Genomic DNA, 13,609 nt, shown 5'->3' with positions numbered 1-13,609 from the left:
GATCTAGCCTAGGCCGCATGGACACGGCTGGGATGTTGCAACGGATCGGTGTCGAGCGGTACGACGGTCCGCCGCGACTGGAGGCATTGACCGCGTTGCACGAGGCATTCGTCGACCAGGTGCCGTACGAGACGGTGCAGTACCAGCTCGTCCCGGGCGGACCGTTGGATCCGGAGGAGGTGGCGAAGCGGATCATCGCGCGCGAAGCCGGCGGGTACTGCTTCCAGCTGAACGGAACCTTCGCGCTGCTGCTCACCGAGCTCGGGTATCGCGTGCGGATGCACCGCGGCGGCGTACAGACGGTGAACCGGCCCGGTGGTGTCGACGGCAGCCATCTGGTGCTGACGGTCAGCGGGTTGGTCGAGGACCCGGAGCGGGTCTGGCTCGTGGACGCCGGCCTGGGTGACGGGTTGCGGCAGCCGATGCCGCTCGAGCCCGGCGAGGCAGCGCAGTACCCCTTCGTGGTGCGCCTGCGGCCGTCCGAGAAGACCGACGGGTGGCGGCTGGACCACGACCCGCGTGCGAACCTGATCGGGATGGACTTCGAGTCCGCAGTCGTCACGTTGGATGCGTTCGCCGACCAGCACGCGTATCTGTCCGCGGACCCCACGTCCCCGTTCGTCCGGACCGCTTCCGCGTTCCGGCGTACGCCGGAATCGGTCGTCGTACTGCGCTCTGTGGGCCTGAGCGAGACCTTCGCCGACCGCGTCGACAACACGCTGCTCGAAGATCCCCGGAGCTACTTCCAGGCACTGGCCGACGTGTTCCGTCTCCCACTCCCCCACTACACCCAGGCCGACCGCGACGCATTGTGGCGCCGGGTGTGGACGCAGTACGAGGAGTTCCAGGCTAGGTCGCGAGGGTGAACAGGATGCTGGGGAGGACCGAGACGACGGCGGTGACCGCGGCGCAGAGCGAGATCATCGCGACGGCCGGGGACTCGATGTCGACCGAGAACGGGTCGTCGGCCGGCAGCCGGAAGAGTTCGGCGACCCAGCGCAGGTAGACGGCGAGGCCGATCATCACGTTGATCGCCATCACGATCGCGAGCCAGCCGAGGTGGGCGTCGATGACGGCCTGGAACGCGGCGAACTTGGTGAACAGGCCCGCGAGCCCCGGCGGGAGACCGGCCAGGACGACCAGGAAGAAGATCAGCGCCGCGGCCAGCCCGGGCTCGGAGCGGACCATGCCGCGGTAGTCGCTGAGCTGACCGCCGGGACGGTGCCGTTGCACGACGGCCACTGCACCGAAGGCGCCGGCCGTGACCACGACGTACGCCGCGAGGTAGCCGACGACCGCCTGCGCGTCGCCCACCGCCAGCGGCGCGAGCAGGAATCCGACCTGACCGATCGACGACCAGGCGAGCAGGCGGACCGCCTCGACCTGACGCAGCGCGGCCAGGTTGCCGACCGTCATCGTGACGGCGGCGAGGATCGCGACCGCCGTTCGCAGTTCCGACCCGGCCGGTGCGATCCCGGCCGTCACCAGCACCAGCAGCCCGGCGACCCCGGCCGATTTCGACACCACCGCGAGGAACGTGGTGACCTCGATCGGCGCCCCGACATACGTGTCCGGCAGCCAGGCGTGGAACGGCACCGCGGCGATCTTGAACGCGAAGCCGACGATCACGAACAGCCCGGCCGCGAACGCGACGCGGCGAAGATCCGGGTCAAGTCCGGTCAACCGGTTCGCCACCGTGCCGAGGTACAGCGACCCGGTGACGCCGTACAGGTAGGAGACGCCGAAGAGCATCACCGCGGTCGACAGCACCGACACCAGGAACGCCTTCATCGCGCCCTCGGAGCCGCGCCGGTCCCGCCGGAGCGCGACCATCGCGAAGCTCGGCAGCGACACCACCTCGAGCGCGATCACCAGCGTCGCGAGATCCCGCGCGCCGGCCAGCACGGTCGCACCGGTCAACGCGCTCAGCAGCAGGAAGTGGTATTCCCCGATCGGTATGTCGGCGGCGAGCAAGCGGTACGCCGAGAGGCCGACCACGCTGAGCCCACCGACCAGCAGCACCGCCCACAACCCGGCCGTCAACGGCTCGAAGACCAAACTGCACCGCGCCGGTCCTTCGACCTCCGGCCGGCAGAACGCGGGCTTGAAGTCGTCCCGCTGCGCCCACACGAACACCAGCCCGAACAGGATCACCGCGCTGGTCAGCAACGTGACCACGGTATGCCGCAGCTCGGCCGACGCACTCTTCCAGAAACTGTCGATCAGCAGTACGGCGACCGCGCCGATCGCCAGCACCACCGGCACCGCAATCGCCTGCCAGTCGGTCCAGGTCAGACTCACAAGGACCCCCATTGCGCCAGAAGAAGGCCGGGCCACACGCCGAGCAGGACTGTCAGTGTGATGAGCGGTGCCCAGGTGATCAGCTCGATGCGGCTGAGGTCCACCGCGAACGCGGCCGGTGGGTTCTCCGCCGGGTCGCCCTGGCAGAGGTTGCGGATCAAGCGCAGGAAGTACGCCGCGGTCAGAACCGTGCCGAGCCCGGCGACCACCATGAACACCAGGAACGTTGTCCGCGGCAACCACGGCGCCGGGCGGTAGGCCCCGAGCAGGACCAGCATCTCGCCCCAGAACCCGGCCAGCCCGGGCAGCCCGAGCGACGCCAGACAGGCGAACGTCAGCAGCGCCGCGATCCGCGGCAACCGCGCGTACAGGGCCCGCCCGATCGCCCGCAGGTCACTGGTGTCGTGCCGATCCTTGATTGCTCCGGCGAGGAAGAACAGCAGGCCGGTGATCACGCCGTGGGCGATGTTCGCGAACAACGCCCCGCGCAGACCGGCCGGTGACATCGTCGCGATCCCGAGCACGATGAAGCCCATGTGCCCGACGCTCGAGTAGGCGATCAGCCGCTTCACGTCGGTCTGCGCCAGACAGGCCAGCGACCCGGCGACGACCGCCACGGTCGCGAAGGCGCCCAGGTACGGCGCGATGGTCGCGGTCGCGTCCGGCAGGACCGGGACCAGGATCCGGATCAGACCGTACGTCCCCATCTTCAGCAGCACGCCCGCGAGCAGCACCGAGCCCACCGTCGGCGCCTTCGCGTGCGCGTCCGGCAGCCAGATGTGCAGCGGCCAGAGCGGCACCTTCACCGCCAGCCCGATCGCGATCAGCAGCGCCGCGGCCAACGGAACCCCGTGCCCGCCGCGCACCGGCGAGGCGGTCAGCTGCACGATGTCGAACGTCCCGGCGACCCGCTGGACCAGCAGGAACCCGAGCAGCATCAGCGCCGACCCGAGTACGGTCATCAGGACGAACGTGTTCGCGGCCCGCTTCCGCCCGGCCGGGTCGTGGTGGTCGCCCCAGATGTCGATCACCAGCCACATCGGGATCAGCACGATCTCGAAGCAGACGAAGAACAGCACCAGGTCGAGCGCCGAGAACGTCCCGATCACGCCGGTCTCGATCACCAGCAGCAGCGCGATCAGCGAGCGGGTCCGGCCGATCCTCGGGGTGATCTTCAGCGAGTACAGGCAGCACAGGAAGGTCAGCAGCGCGGTGAGCACGATCAGCGGCGCCGAGATCGCGTCGACGCCGACATGGAATCGGACGCCGAGCGACGGGATCCACGGTATGTCGATCTCGGTGGCCGGGCCGTTCCGCGGCGCGTACGCGAACCAGCCGCCGCTGGTCCGCGGCCAGAGCAGCACCGACCCGATCAGCACCAGCCCGGAGATCACCGAGCCGTACGTCGCGGCCAGGCGGTCCCCGATCGCCGGCGGGATCGCCCACAACGCCATCGCGGCGAGCAGCGGCAGCGCCAGTACGGCGAGCAGGATCGCGTTCACGCGCCGATCACCCCCGCCAGCACGGCCAAGGCGACGACACCGATCACGGCCGCGGTCAGGTAGGTCTGTACGTTCCCGGTCTGCAGCCGCCGGAACCCCTGCGACACCAGAGTCCCCGACCGTCCGGCCGCCCGGACGTAAGCACCGATGACGTCGCGGTCGCCCGCGACGGTCAGCTGCGCCAGCCAGCGCACCGGCACGACGATCAGAGCGTGGTACGCCGGGTCCACGCCGAACTCACGCTCCAGGACGACCGGCCGCGGATCCGCACCGCGGCGCCACAACGAGTACGCCGGCAGCGCGCCGAGAATCACGAGCGCGGTGGAGATCAGTCCGATGACCCAGTCGAGGTGCGCGCCATCGGCGTACCCGAGGGTGATCGCGCCGATGGCGAGCAGGACGAGTGGTGCGAGCATCACCCAGGGCGCGTCACGCAGCTTGGAAGTGTCGGGATCGTCCAGCTCGGCGGACGCATCGCCGTCCTCGAAGGCGCCCGCGCCGGCAGCCAGAGCTGGCGTGCGGAAGAACACCCACAGCCACAGGCGCATGCAGTAGAAGGCAGTGAACGCCGCGGTCAGACAGACCGAGATCAGCACGACCCACCCGACCGCCGAGCCGTCCCGCGCCTTCTCCCAGGCCGCGTCGATCACGGCGTCCTTGGAGAAGAACCCGGCGAACCCCGGTACGCCGGCCAGCGAGGCCAGCCCGATCGTCATCGTGACGAAGGTGACCCGCAACGCTTTCCGCAACCGTCCACGGCGGGTGTACCGACGGAGTACGACGATCGCCGCGCTGCCGACCTGATGCAGGAGCACGCCGGCGCAGAGGAACAGGAGTCCCTTGAAGGCGGCGTGTGTGACGAGATGGAAGAGCGCGGCGTGCCGACCGTGCGCGGTCCCCAGGGAAAGTGCGGAAAACATGATCGCGAGCTGGCTGACCGTCGACCAGGCCAGCACCCGCTTCACCTCGACCGCTGCCATCGCGCAGAGCGCGGAGAACAGCATCGTCACGCAGGCGACGATCGCCAGCACCGTGAGCGTCGTGTGCGACGCGGAGAAGACGTTGTACATCCGCGCGATCAGGAAGACGCCCGCGGCGACCATCGTCGCCGCGTGGATCAGCGCACTGACCGGGCTCGGACCGGGCATCGCGTCCGGGAGCCAGGTCTGCAACGGAACCTGTGCGGACTTTCCGACCACGCCGACCAGCAGCAGCAACGTTCCGGTGGTCAGCACGGCGGGCGAGATCTTCGCCGGATCGAGTTCGGAAATCCGGAAAGTGTGCGCACCGACGCCGAGCACGAAGATGCCGAACAGGAAACCGACGTCCGCGAACCGGGTCATCAGGAACGCCTTCACCGCGCCGGACCGGGCGTCGCGACGTTCCCAGTAGTGACCGATCAGCAGGTACGAGCAGGCGCCCATCACCTCCCACCCGATCAGGAGCAGGAACAGGCTGTCCGAGACCACCACGGTCACCATCGCCGCGGTGAACAAGGTGACCAGTGCGTGGTACGACGCCGGGCGCTGATGCAGGTATCCGAGGGAGTACACCTGGACGCACGTCGCGACGACGCCGACGACCGTCAGCAGCAGAACGGTCAGGTCGTCGTTCCGCACGGCGAAGCCGATCGTGAGATCGCCGACCGAGGAGTTCAGGAAAGCGGCCTGATCCGGACTCGCGCCGTGCAACAGAGCGGCGAACAGCAGGATCAGCAACGAGAAGCTGACGCCGACAACCCGCCAGACAGTGGCGATCACGACGCTTCCTCCAGGTCCCGGGCCGCGTCGGCGTCGACGTGGCCGTGACCGCGGAACAACAGCAGCACGATCGCCAGGCCGAGACCGATCTCGGCCGCGGCCAGCGTGATCACGAACACCGCGAGCGTCTGACCGGTGCCCTCGTCGAGCCGCCAGGCGTCGAAGGCGACCAGGTTCAGGTTCACCGCGTTCAGCATCAGCTCGAACGACATCAGCATCGTGATCACGTTCCGGCGCGCGAGCACGCCGTACACACCGATGCAGAACAGGACGACGGCCAGCAGCAGGGGGAGGATCAGCGGCACGTCAGTCCTCCTTCTTCCGCACCGACAGGGCGATCGCACCGATCAGCGCCGCCAGCAGGAGAACCGAGAGGACTTCGAACGGGAGCACCCAGGTCCTGAACACATTCGTGCCGACGGCCTGCGCCGATCCGTCCGGCACCGGCTTGATCTTCTCGTTGCCAAAGGCAAGCACGATGCCGGAGCCGAGGACCAGCGCGAGGACCGCCGCGACCACGGCCGCGAACGGGCTCCGGCCGGTGGTGAGGCCGGGCAGCGGGTTGGTCGGTGCCTTCGTGAGCATCAGCGCGAACAGGACGAGTACGACGATCGCGCCGACGTACACCAGGATCTGGACCAGCGCCACGAACTCGGCGTGCAGGGCACCGAAGCAGCCGGCCACCGCGCCGAGCGCGACGACCAGCCAAAGGGCGGCGTGCACGATCCGGCGGGAGGTGACGACGAGGACGGCGGCGGCCACCGCCACCACGCCGGCGACGGAGAACAGGACTGTGGTCACGCCTCGTCCTCTGGGGTCTGCTCCGGAATCTCCTCTGCCACCTGCTCGGGTGGGCCAGGGTCGATGGGTTGCGGCGCCGGGACAGTCCACATCCAGTCGCGGAGGCGGTCCTTCTCGTGCGTCAGGTTGCGGATGTCGGTCTCGGCGTACTCGAATTCCGGCGACCAGAACAGCGCGTCGAACGGGCAGGCCTCGATACAGATCCCGCAGTACATGCAGAGGCTGAAGTCGATCGCGAACCGGTCCAGTACGTTTCGGCTGCGTTCCCGCGCCTGCTCACCGACCGACGGCGCGGTCTCGGTGTGCGAGTCGATGTAGATGCACCAGCTCGGGCACTCCCGCGCGCACAGCATGCAGGAGGTGCAGTTCTCCTCCATCAGCGCGATGACGCCCCGGCTCCGCGGCGGCAGCTCCGGCAGAACGTCCGGATACTGCTCGGTGACGGACCGACGGGCCAGCGTCCTCGCGGTGACCTTCAGTCCCTCGACCAGCCCCTTGCCAGGCAGCCCCACGTTCCACCTCCCGTCTGTTAATCAGGACACTAGCGTTTCATGCCGCGATTTGGTGCCCCTACAGCTCGCGTTCGAGCCGGGCCGCGACCTGGCGGTAGCGGCTCACCGGTACCAGGTGAACGCCGTCGAAGGCCCCCGAGTCACGGATCTTCAGGATCTGCTCGCAGGCATGGTCGACGCCGGCGTCGCGATCGCTCTGCACGGCCTCGATCAGGCTCGCCGGGATCGTCAGCTGCGGCAGGGCCGCGAGGTTGCGGGCCATCTGGGCCGAGGCGAGCACCATCACCCCGGCGTACACCGGGATGTCCAGCGCGACCGACTCGCGCCAGCGGAGCAACTCGTCGAGGTCGTAGCTGACCTGGACGTAGAGGAAGTCGGCCTCGGCCTTCCAGCGCGGGACGGGTCGCAGGCGCGTGGCGGCACCGACCTTGAACGGGTTGTACCCCGGGTACGACGTCTCGCGGGCCTGCTCGATCATCCGGCGTACCGTCAGCTGGCTGGTGCGCGCGCCCTCGGCCGGGTCGTCCCCGTGCACGAACAGGAACTGCTCGACGCCGTACGCCGCGGCGGTCAGCAGGTCCCGCCGGAACCCGAGGAGATTGCGGTCCCGCGAGTTCAGGCAGGCGATGCCGCGGGCGCCCATCAGCTGCACCTCGTTCGCCACCGCGACGCTGGAGACGGTCGCCCGGCCGATGTGGTTGTCCGGGATCAGGAAGCCGTCGGCGATCGGGCTCATCACCCCGATCTGGTGCCGGACCTTCTTCAGGTCCGGACGGGTCGGCGGCTCCACTTCACAGATCAACTCGAATCCCCGCACGACTGGACCCTACAGAAAAGGCGCGTGCGCTATCCGGGCTGTCCACGGAGGAAGTCTTGTTCGGCCCGGTTGGAGGTGAGGGTGAGCGCGGTCCCGTACGCGTCCTGAGCCTCGGAGATGCGGCCGAGCTGGGTGAGCAGGTCGGCTCGGATGGCGTGGAAGAGGTAGTAGGAGTCGAGGGACAGGTCGTCGACGAGGGCGAGGGCCGCGGCCGGGCCTTCGAGTTCGGCGACGACTACGGCTCGGTTGAGGGCTACCACCGGGGACGGGACCAGGGCGAGCAGGTGGTCGTACAGCTGCAGGATCTGACGCCAGTCGGTCGCCTCGGCGGTGCGGGCGTCGGCGTGCACGGCGTTGACGGCGGCCTGGAGCTGGTACGGGCCTGGGTGGTTTCGGCGCAGGCATCGGCGGACCAGTTCCTGGCCCTCGTCGATCAGCTCGCGGTCCCAGAGGCCGCGGTTCTGGTCAGCGAGGCGGACGAGTGAGCCGTCGGCAGCGACGCGGGCGGGGCGGCGGGAGTGCTGCAGGAGCATCAGGGCGAGGAGACCGGCCGCCTCGGGCTCGTCGGGCATCAGGTCGACGAGCAGACGGCCCAGGCGGATGGCTTCGACGGCGAGCTCGTCGCGAACGAGCGAGTCGCCGGACGAAGCGGCGTACCCCTCGTTGAAGATCAGGTAGACGACGGCGAGGACGCCGCGGACACGGTCGGGGAGGTCGGCCTCGGCCGGGATCCGGTACGGGATGCCGGCCGCGCGGATCTTGGCCTTGGCGCGGACGAGTCGCTGGGCCATCGTCGGCTCGGGGACGAGGAACGCGTGCGCGATCTCGGCGGTGGTCAGGCCACCGAGCATCCGGAGGGTGAGGGCGACGCGGACGTTCAGCGCGAGCGCCGGGTGGCAGCAGGTGAAGATCAGCCGGAGGCGGTCGTCGTGCACGGCACCTTCCTCCTCCGGCTCGTCCTGGGCGTGCAGCAGCGCTGCCTCGGCTTGTTTGCCGGCGCGCGCGGACTCGCGGCGCAGGCGGTCGATCGCGCGATTCCGCGCGGTGGTGATGATCCAGCCGGCCGGACTCGGCGGTACGCCGTTCGCGGGCCACTTCTCCAGCGCCGTGGCGAACGCGTCCTGTACCGCGTCCTCCGCGATCTCCAGGTCGCCGAACACCCGGGTCAGCACGGCGACGGCCCGTCCGTGCTCGGCCCGGAAGATCGCGGCGAAGTCGGTCACGACTGGAACGGCCGCACTTCGATCGACAGGTTGCGGAGGACTTCGGCGAAGCGGCGGGCCCAGTGCAGAGCGGCGTCCAGGTCGGCCACCTCGATGACGGTGAAGCCGCCGAGGTGTTCCTTGCCCTCGGTGAACGGGCCGTCGGTGATCAGGACCTCGCCGTCGTTCGCCGTGAGGACGGTGGCGGTGTCCGGCGGGTGCAGGCCCGCGGCGAACACCCAGACGCCGGCGGACCGCATCTCCTCGTTGAGCGTCTGCAGGTCGCGCAGGATCGGGTCGAGGACTTCGGGTTCGGGCGGCGGGCCGTCGGGCTGGTAGATGCTGAGCAGGTACTGCGTCATCGTTGCCTCCTTCTCGTCATCCATACGAACGGATTCAGCCCGGATCGACAGGCAGCACCACGGTAATTTCCAGCCCGCCCCCGGGCCGCGGTACGGCGGTGACGCTTCCACCATGCGCCTCGGCGACCGAACGCACGATCGACAAGCCCAGACCGGCGCCTTTCCCGCCGACCAGCCGCTCGGCGCCGAGGCGGTAGAACGGCTTGAAGAGGCTCTCCACCTCGTACGGCGGGATCTCGGGGCCGGTGTTCGACACGTGGAGCTCGGCTCGATCGCCTGTCGTCCGGCTGAGCACTCGAACCCAACCACCGTTGTTGTGGCGAATGCCGTTCTCGACCAGGTTGTGGACGAGGCGTTCGAGGAGCAGCGCGTCGCCTCGGGTCGGTGCGTCGCCCGGGCCGCGGATCACCTCCACGCCGGCCGTGGCGGCTTCGGAACTCACCTGGCTCGCGACATGCGTGACGATGTCGCTCAGATTCACGGGGTACGACGTCGTGAGCTGCTTTTCCGAGTCGGCGAGGATCAGCAACCCCTCGATCAGCTGCTCGTGGCGCGTAGTGATCGTCAGCAGGCTCTCGCCCAGCTCCTTCACGTCCGCGGACGCCGTACGCCGATGCATCGCGACCTCCACCAGCGCCCGCCCGAGCGTCAGCGGGGTCCGCAGCTCGTGCGACGCGTTGGCGACGAACCGGCGCTGGCCGTCGAACGAATGGTCCAGCCGCTCGACCATCGTGTCGAAGGCGTCGGCCAGGTTCTTCACCTCGTCGTCCGGCCCTGTCAGTCCGATCCGCTCGTGCAGCGCGGAGGGCGAGGCGGCGATCCGCCGAGCCGTGTCGGTCACCCGATGCAGCGGCGCCAGGACCCGGCCGGCGACCAGCCAGCCGAAGCCGGCAGCCAGCGCGCCCACGGCGACCAGCGCGATGCTCCCCTGGGTCAGCATCGCCTTGATCGCGGCCTGCCGGACCTGCTCCCGTTGCTGTTGCATCACCCGCTCGGCGTCCGAACCGGTCAGCACGTCGCCGTCCTTGTTCAGGACGAAGACCTGGTTCGATCCCTTCGGCTGCGGCAACCGAGCCGGGGTCTGTCGTCCGGTCGCCGTCCCGCCGGTGGGTGGGCTGAGGTAGGTGCCCTGCACGATCACGCGGTACTGCTGGCCGAGATTGGCGGAGAACAGCGCATACGTGACGCCGAGCAGGACGACCCCGGCCACCATGAACAGGCCGCCGTACAGCAGCGTCAGCCGCCCTCGCAGGGAGAGCCGGCTCACGGGATGCGGTAGCCGACGCCGGTGACGGTCTCGACGAGTCCCGGTTCGCCCAGTTTCCGGCGCAGTTTCAGGATCGTCAGCCGGACCGCTCCGGTGAACGGGTCCACGTGCTCGTCCCATGCCTTCTCCAGCAGTTGTTCGGCCGACACGGTCGCGCCGTCGGCCCGCAGCAGCTCCGCGAGTACGGCGAACTCCTTCTTCGACAACGGCACGTACCGGCCGTCGCGGAACACCTCGTGCCGGGCCGGGTCAAGGGCCACTCCGGCACGGCGCAGTACCGGCGGGTCGGCCGGGCGGCTCCGGCGCCCGAGCGCGAGCACCCGCGCCGCCAGTTCGGCGAACGCGAACGGCTTGGTCAGGTAGTCGTCCGCGCCCAGACCGAGCCCTGCCACCCGATCCGTGACGGCTGCCGCGGCGGTCAGCATCAGCACCCGGGTGGCGGAACCGGAATCCACGAGTTTCCGGCACACGTCGTCGCCGTGCACGACCGGAATGTCGCGATCCAGCACGAGTACGTCGTACTCGTTCACCGCCAGCCGTTCCAGGGCAGCGCCGCCGTCACCGGCCACGTCGACGGCGTGGGCGTCGTCGCGCAACCACTCCGCGATCGCTGCCGCCAGCAACGGTTCGTCCTCGACCACCAGTACCCGCACGGATCCCATGATCCCCGACGGCGTTGTTTCCGCGGCGTTTCCGAACTCGGAAACGGCCCGGAAACGGCCGCTGCCGGAAGGTTTCCGGAAACGAGAGGAGCACCAATGCGCAACACCATCCCGGCCACGCTGCGGTCCGCCCGCCTCCTGGCCGCGACCGTACTGGCGGCCGCCGTCCTGTTGACCGGTTGCGGCGCGGACAAGCCGGACGCCGAGGTCGCGTCGGGCGCGCAGGGGCAGTCGACGGAGCCGAGCAACGCGGCCGGCAGCGCGCCCGCCAGTCTCAGCCAGGACGAGAGGGCGGTGAAGTTCACCCAGTGCCTGCGTGAGCAGGGCCTGAACGTCCCGGACCCCGAGCCCGGCAAGGGACCGATGCTGAAGTTCGACAAGAACTCCGGCGTGTCCCGGGAGCAGGTCGACAAGGCGATGCAGGCCTGTCAGCAGTACAACCCGCAGTCGGAGGGCGGCCCCAATCCGCAGCAGCAGGAAAACGGCCGCAAGTACGCGGAATGCATGCGCAAGAACGGTGTCGAGAAGTTTCCGGACCCGAAGCCGGACCAGCGCGGAATCATGATCGGCCCGGGCGTCGCCGACGATCCCGACTTCCAGAAGGCGCAGGACGCCTGCCAGAGCATCCTGGCGGCCAAGTGATGCGCAAGGCACTGACGGTCGTGGTCGTCCTGGCCGCCGGGGGCGCCGCAAGCGCGTTCCTGGTCAACCGGGGCGACACCGGCCAGGCAACGAAATCGGCCGCGCGGGCCGTACCGGTCAACACCGCCAAGGTCACCCAGCAGACGCTCGAGGACACCGAGACCGAGGACGGCCGGCTCGGCTTCGGTACGACGTCCTCCGCGGTCAACCGGGTCGCCGGAACTGTGACCGCAGTACCCGACGGCGGGCAGGAGCTGCGGCGCGGGAACACCGTGTACAGCATCGACAACAAGCCGACCACGCTGCTGTACGGCGCGCTCCCGGCGTACCGGCGGCTCGCCGTCGGGACCGAGGGCGACGACGTACTGCAGCTCGAGGAGAACCTGAAGGCGATGGGGTACTCCGGGTTCACCGTGGACGACGAGTACACCGACGCCACGGCCGCGGCGGTCGAGGAATGGCAGGACGATCTCGGTCTGGACGAGACGGGGGTGGTCGAGCTCGGCCAGGTGTTGTTCGCGCCCGGGCATGTCCGGGTCGACAGTGTGCAGGCACAGGAAGGTTCGCCACTCGCTCCGAATCAGCCGGTGCTCACCTATACCGGCACGACGCGCGCCGTCACCGTCGAGCTGGACGCCGCCGACCAGCGGCTGGCGACGCCGAACGCGGCGGTCAGCGTCGCGCTGCCGGACGGAAAATCCGTTCCGGGCACGATCCAGAAAGTCTCCACGGTGATCGTTCCGGCGGACAGCCCGGACAAGGATCCGGAAACCAAGGTCGAGGTCATCGTCGCGATCGCAGACCAGAAAGCGGTTTCGGCCTGGTCGTCGGCGGCCACCGACGTCACCTTCACCGCCTCGGAACGGAAAAACGTGCTGACCGTTCCGGTTGCGGCCCTGGTCGCGCTCCGGGAAGGCGGGTTCGGGGTCGAGGTCACGGACGGCACGGCGTCGCGGTACGTGCCGGTGAAGACCGGCCTGTTCGCCAACGGCCAGGTCGAGATCAGCGGCGCCGGCATCAAGGCCGGGACCACGGTCGGGATGCCGAAATGATCGAGCTGACCGCGGTGACCAAGCGGTACCCGGGCGGGGTGCTCGCGCTGGCCGGCGTGGACCTGCGGATCGATCGCGGTGAGTTGGTCGCGATCGTCGGGCCGTCCGGTTCCGGGAAGTCCACGATGCTGAACGTTCTCGGCACCCTCGACCGGCCGACCTCGGGCACCGTCCGGATCGACCGGTACGACGTGGCCCGGCTGTCCGACGCCGGGCTGTCCGCGCTGCGGGCGACGCGGATCGGGTTCGTGTTCCAGCAGTTCCATCTGGCGGCCGGGGTACGGGCGATCGACAACGTCGCCGACGGCTTGCTGTACTCCGGGCTCCGGCGCCCGGTACGCCGCAAGCGCGCCGCGGCCGCCCTGAAAAGGGTCGGTCTCGGGCACCGGCTGGACCACGAGCCACACGAACTGTCCGGCGGCGAACGGCAACGCGTCGCCGTGGCGCGGGCAGTCGCCGGCGAACCCGCCGTACTCCTCGCCGACGAGCCGACCGGGGCCCTCGACTCAGCCTCCGGCGCCGGTGTCATGCAACTCCTCCACGACCTGCACGCCGCCGGCACCACCGTCGTCGTCATCACCCACGACCGAGACATCGCCGCCGCTCTCCCCCGCCAGATCCACATGCGCGACGGCCACATCACCGAGGAGACCCACCCGTGACCACCCCGAACAGCCACGCACCTGGTGATCTGAAGGCAGCTGGACTCGAGCACGGTGGGCGGCGGGA

At 69.4% G+C, this 13,609-nt stretch carries 14 protein-coding genes and 1 pseudogene; 4 read left to right on the top strand and 11 right to left on the bottom strand.

The genetic code is table 11. The annotated features are described in order from the left end of the window. The first annotated feature begins 17 nt into the window (after positions 1-17). Positions 18-866, top strand: coding sequence for an arylamine N-acetyltransferase (locus ACFYRH_RS09885; protein WP_387770953.1), 849 nt, complete (start codon positions 18-20; stop codon positions 864-866). On the opposite strand, the gene ACFYRH_RS09880 is transcribed toward ACFYRH_RS09885, so the two are convergent. From ACFYRH_RS09880 to ACFYRH_RS09830, 11 genes and pseudogenes are all read right to left on the bottom strand, one after another. Further along, positions 850-2,313 carry an NADH-quinone oxidoreductase subunit N gene (locus ACFYRH_RS09880; protein ID WP_387770950.1) on the bottom strand — a complete coding sequence of 488 codons (1,464 nt, stop codon included), beginning with the start codon at positions 2,311-2,313 and terminating at the stop codon, positions 850-852. The genes ACFYRH_RS09885 and ACFYRH_RS09880 overlap by 17 nt on opposite strands. Beyond that, the gene (locus ACFYRH_RS09875) at positions 2,298-3,803 is read right to left on the bottom strand and encodes a NuoM family protein (protein ID WP_387770947.1); all 1,506 of its coding nucleotides are present in this window, start codon (positions 3,801-3,803) and stop codon (positions 2,298-2,300) included. Before ACFYRH_RS09875 ends, ACFYRH_RS09880 begins: the two co-directional genes overlap by 16 nt. Beyond that, positions 3,800-5,563, bottom strand: a complete 1,764-nt coding sequence (locus tag ACFYRH_RS09870; RefSeq protein ID WP_387770944.1) for an NADH-quinone oxidoreductase subunit L — start codon at positions 5,561-5,563, stop codon at positions 3,800-3,802. The genes ACFYRH_RS09875 and ACFYRH_RS09870 overlap by 4 nt, the downstream gene beginning before the upstream one ends. Continuing rightward, positions 5,560-5,868, bottom strand: coding sequence for an NADH-quinone oxidoreductase subunit NuoK (nuoK, locus tag ACFYRH_RS09865; RefSeq protein WP_387770941.1), 309 nt, complete (start codon positions 5,866-5,868; stop codon positions 5,560-5,562). Before nuoK ends, ACFYRH_RS09870 begins: the two co-directional genes overlap by 4 nt. A gap of 1 nt (position 5,869) precedes the next feature. Continuing rightward, complete coding sequence (locus ACFYRH_RS09860) at positions 5,870-6,364, bottom strand: NADH-quinone oxidoreductase subunit J (RefSeq protein WP_387770938.1); 495 nt, start codon at positions 6,362-6,364, stop codon at positions 5,870-5,872. 161 nt (positions 6,365-6,525) lie between these two features. Then, a pseudogene (locus ACFYRH_RS09855) lies at positions 6,526-6,741 on the bottom strand (4Fe-4S binding protein); the annotation flags it as partial. A 193-nt stretch (positions 6,742-6,934) separates the two neighbouring features. Beyond that, entirely contained in the window at positions 6,935-7,693 is a 759-nt protein-coding gene (locus tag ACFYRH_RS09850) for a methylenetetrahydrofolate reductase (RefSeq protein WP_387770935.1), read from the bottom strand. A gap of 29 nt (positions 7,694-7,722) precedes the next feature. After that, positions 7,723-8,916, bottom strand: a complete 1,194-nt coding sequence (locus ACFYRH_RS09845; protein ID WP_387770932.1) for an RNA polymerase sigma factor — start codon at positions 8,914-8,916, stop codon at positions 7,723-7,725. Next, positions 8,913-9,281, bottom strand: a complete 369-nt coding sequence (locus tag ACFYRH_RS09840; protein ID WP_387770929.1) for a YciI family protein — start codon at positions 9,279-9,281, stop codon at positions 8,913-8,915. Before ACFYRH_RS09840 ends, ACFYRH_RS09845 begins: the two co-directional genes overlap by 4 nt. Positions 9,282-9,291: 10 nt before the next feature. Continuing rightward, positions 9,292-10,524 (bottom strand): sensor histidine kinase, encoded by a 1,233-nt coding sequence (locus ACFYRH_RS09835; protein ID WP_387770926.1) that lies wholly within the window; start codon positions 10,522-10,524, stop codon positions 9,292-9,294. Beyond that, positions 10,521-11,177 carry a response regulator transcription factor gene (locus ACFYRH_RS09830; RefSeq protein ID WP_387770923.1) on the bottom strand — a complete coding sequence of 219 codons (657 nt, stop codon included), beginning with the start codon at positions 11,175-11,177 and terminating at the stop codon, positions 10,521-10,523. Before ACFYRH_RS09830 ends, ACFYRH_RS09835 begins: the two co-directional genes overlap by 4 nt. Before the next feature lie 105 nt (positions 11,178-11,282). Here ACFYRH_RS09830 and ACFYRH_RS09825 point away from each other — a divergent pair, with 105 nt between their 5' ends. From ACFYRH_RS09825 to ACFYRH_RS09815, 3 genes are read left to right on the top strand one after another with little or no spacing between them, the layout of a single operon-like run. Next, complete coding sequence (locus ACFYRH_RS09825) at positions 11,283-11,828, top strand: hypothetical protein (RefSeq protein ID WP_387770920.1); 546 nt, start codon at positions 11,283-11,285, stop codon at positions 11,826-11,828. After that, a complete protein-coding gene (locus tag ACFYRH_RS09820; RefSeq protein ID WP_387771765.1) occupies positions 11,828-12,880 on the top strand; it encodes a peptidoglycan-binding protein in 1,053 nt (350 codons plus the stop codon). Before ACFYRH_RS09825 ends, ACFYRH_RS09820 begins: the two co-directional genes overlap by 1 nt. Further along, the gene (locus tag ACFYRH_RS09815; RefSeq protein ID WP_387770917.1) at positions 12,877-13,542 is read left to right on the top strand and encodes an ABC transporter ATP-binding protein; all 666 of its coding nucleotides are present in this window, start codon (positions 12,877-12,879) and stop codon (positions 13,540-13,542) included. Before ACFYRH_RS09820 ends, ACFYRH_RS09815 begins: the two co-directional genes overlap by 4 nt. Positions 13,543-13,609: the final 67 nt, after the last annotated feature.

The organism is Kribbella sp. NPDC004875, assembly GCF_042873375.1.
Classification (GTDB): Bacteria; Actinomycetota; Actinomycetes; order Propionibacteriales; family Kribbellaceae; genus Kribbella.
Note: the sequence above shows the minus strand (reverse complement) of the source record. Positions and strands in the feature narration are given on the sequence as shown.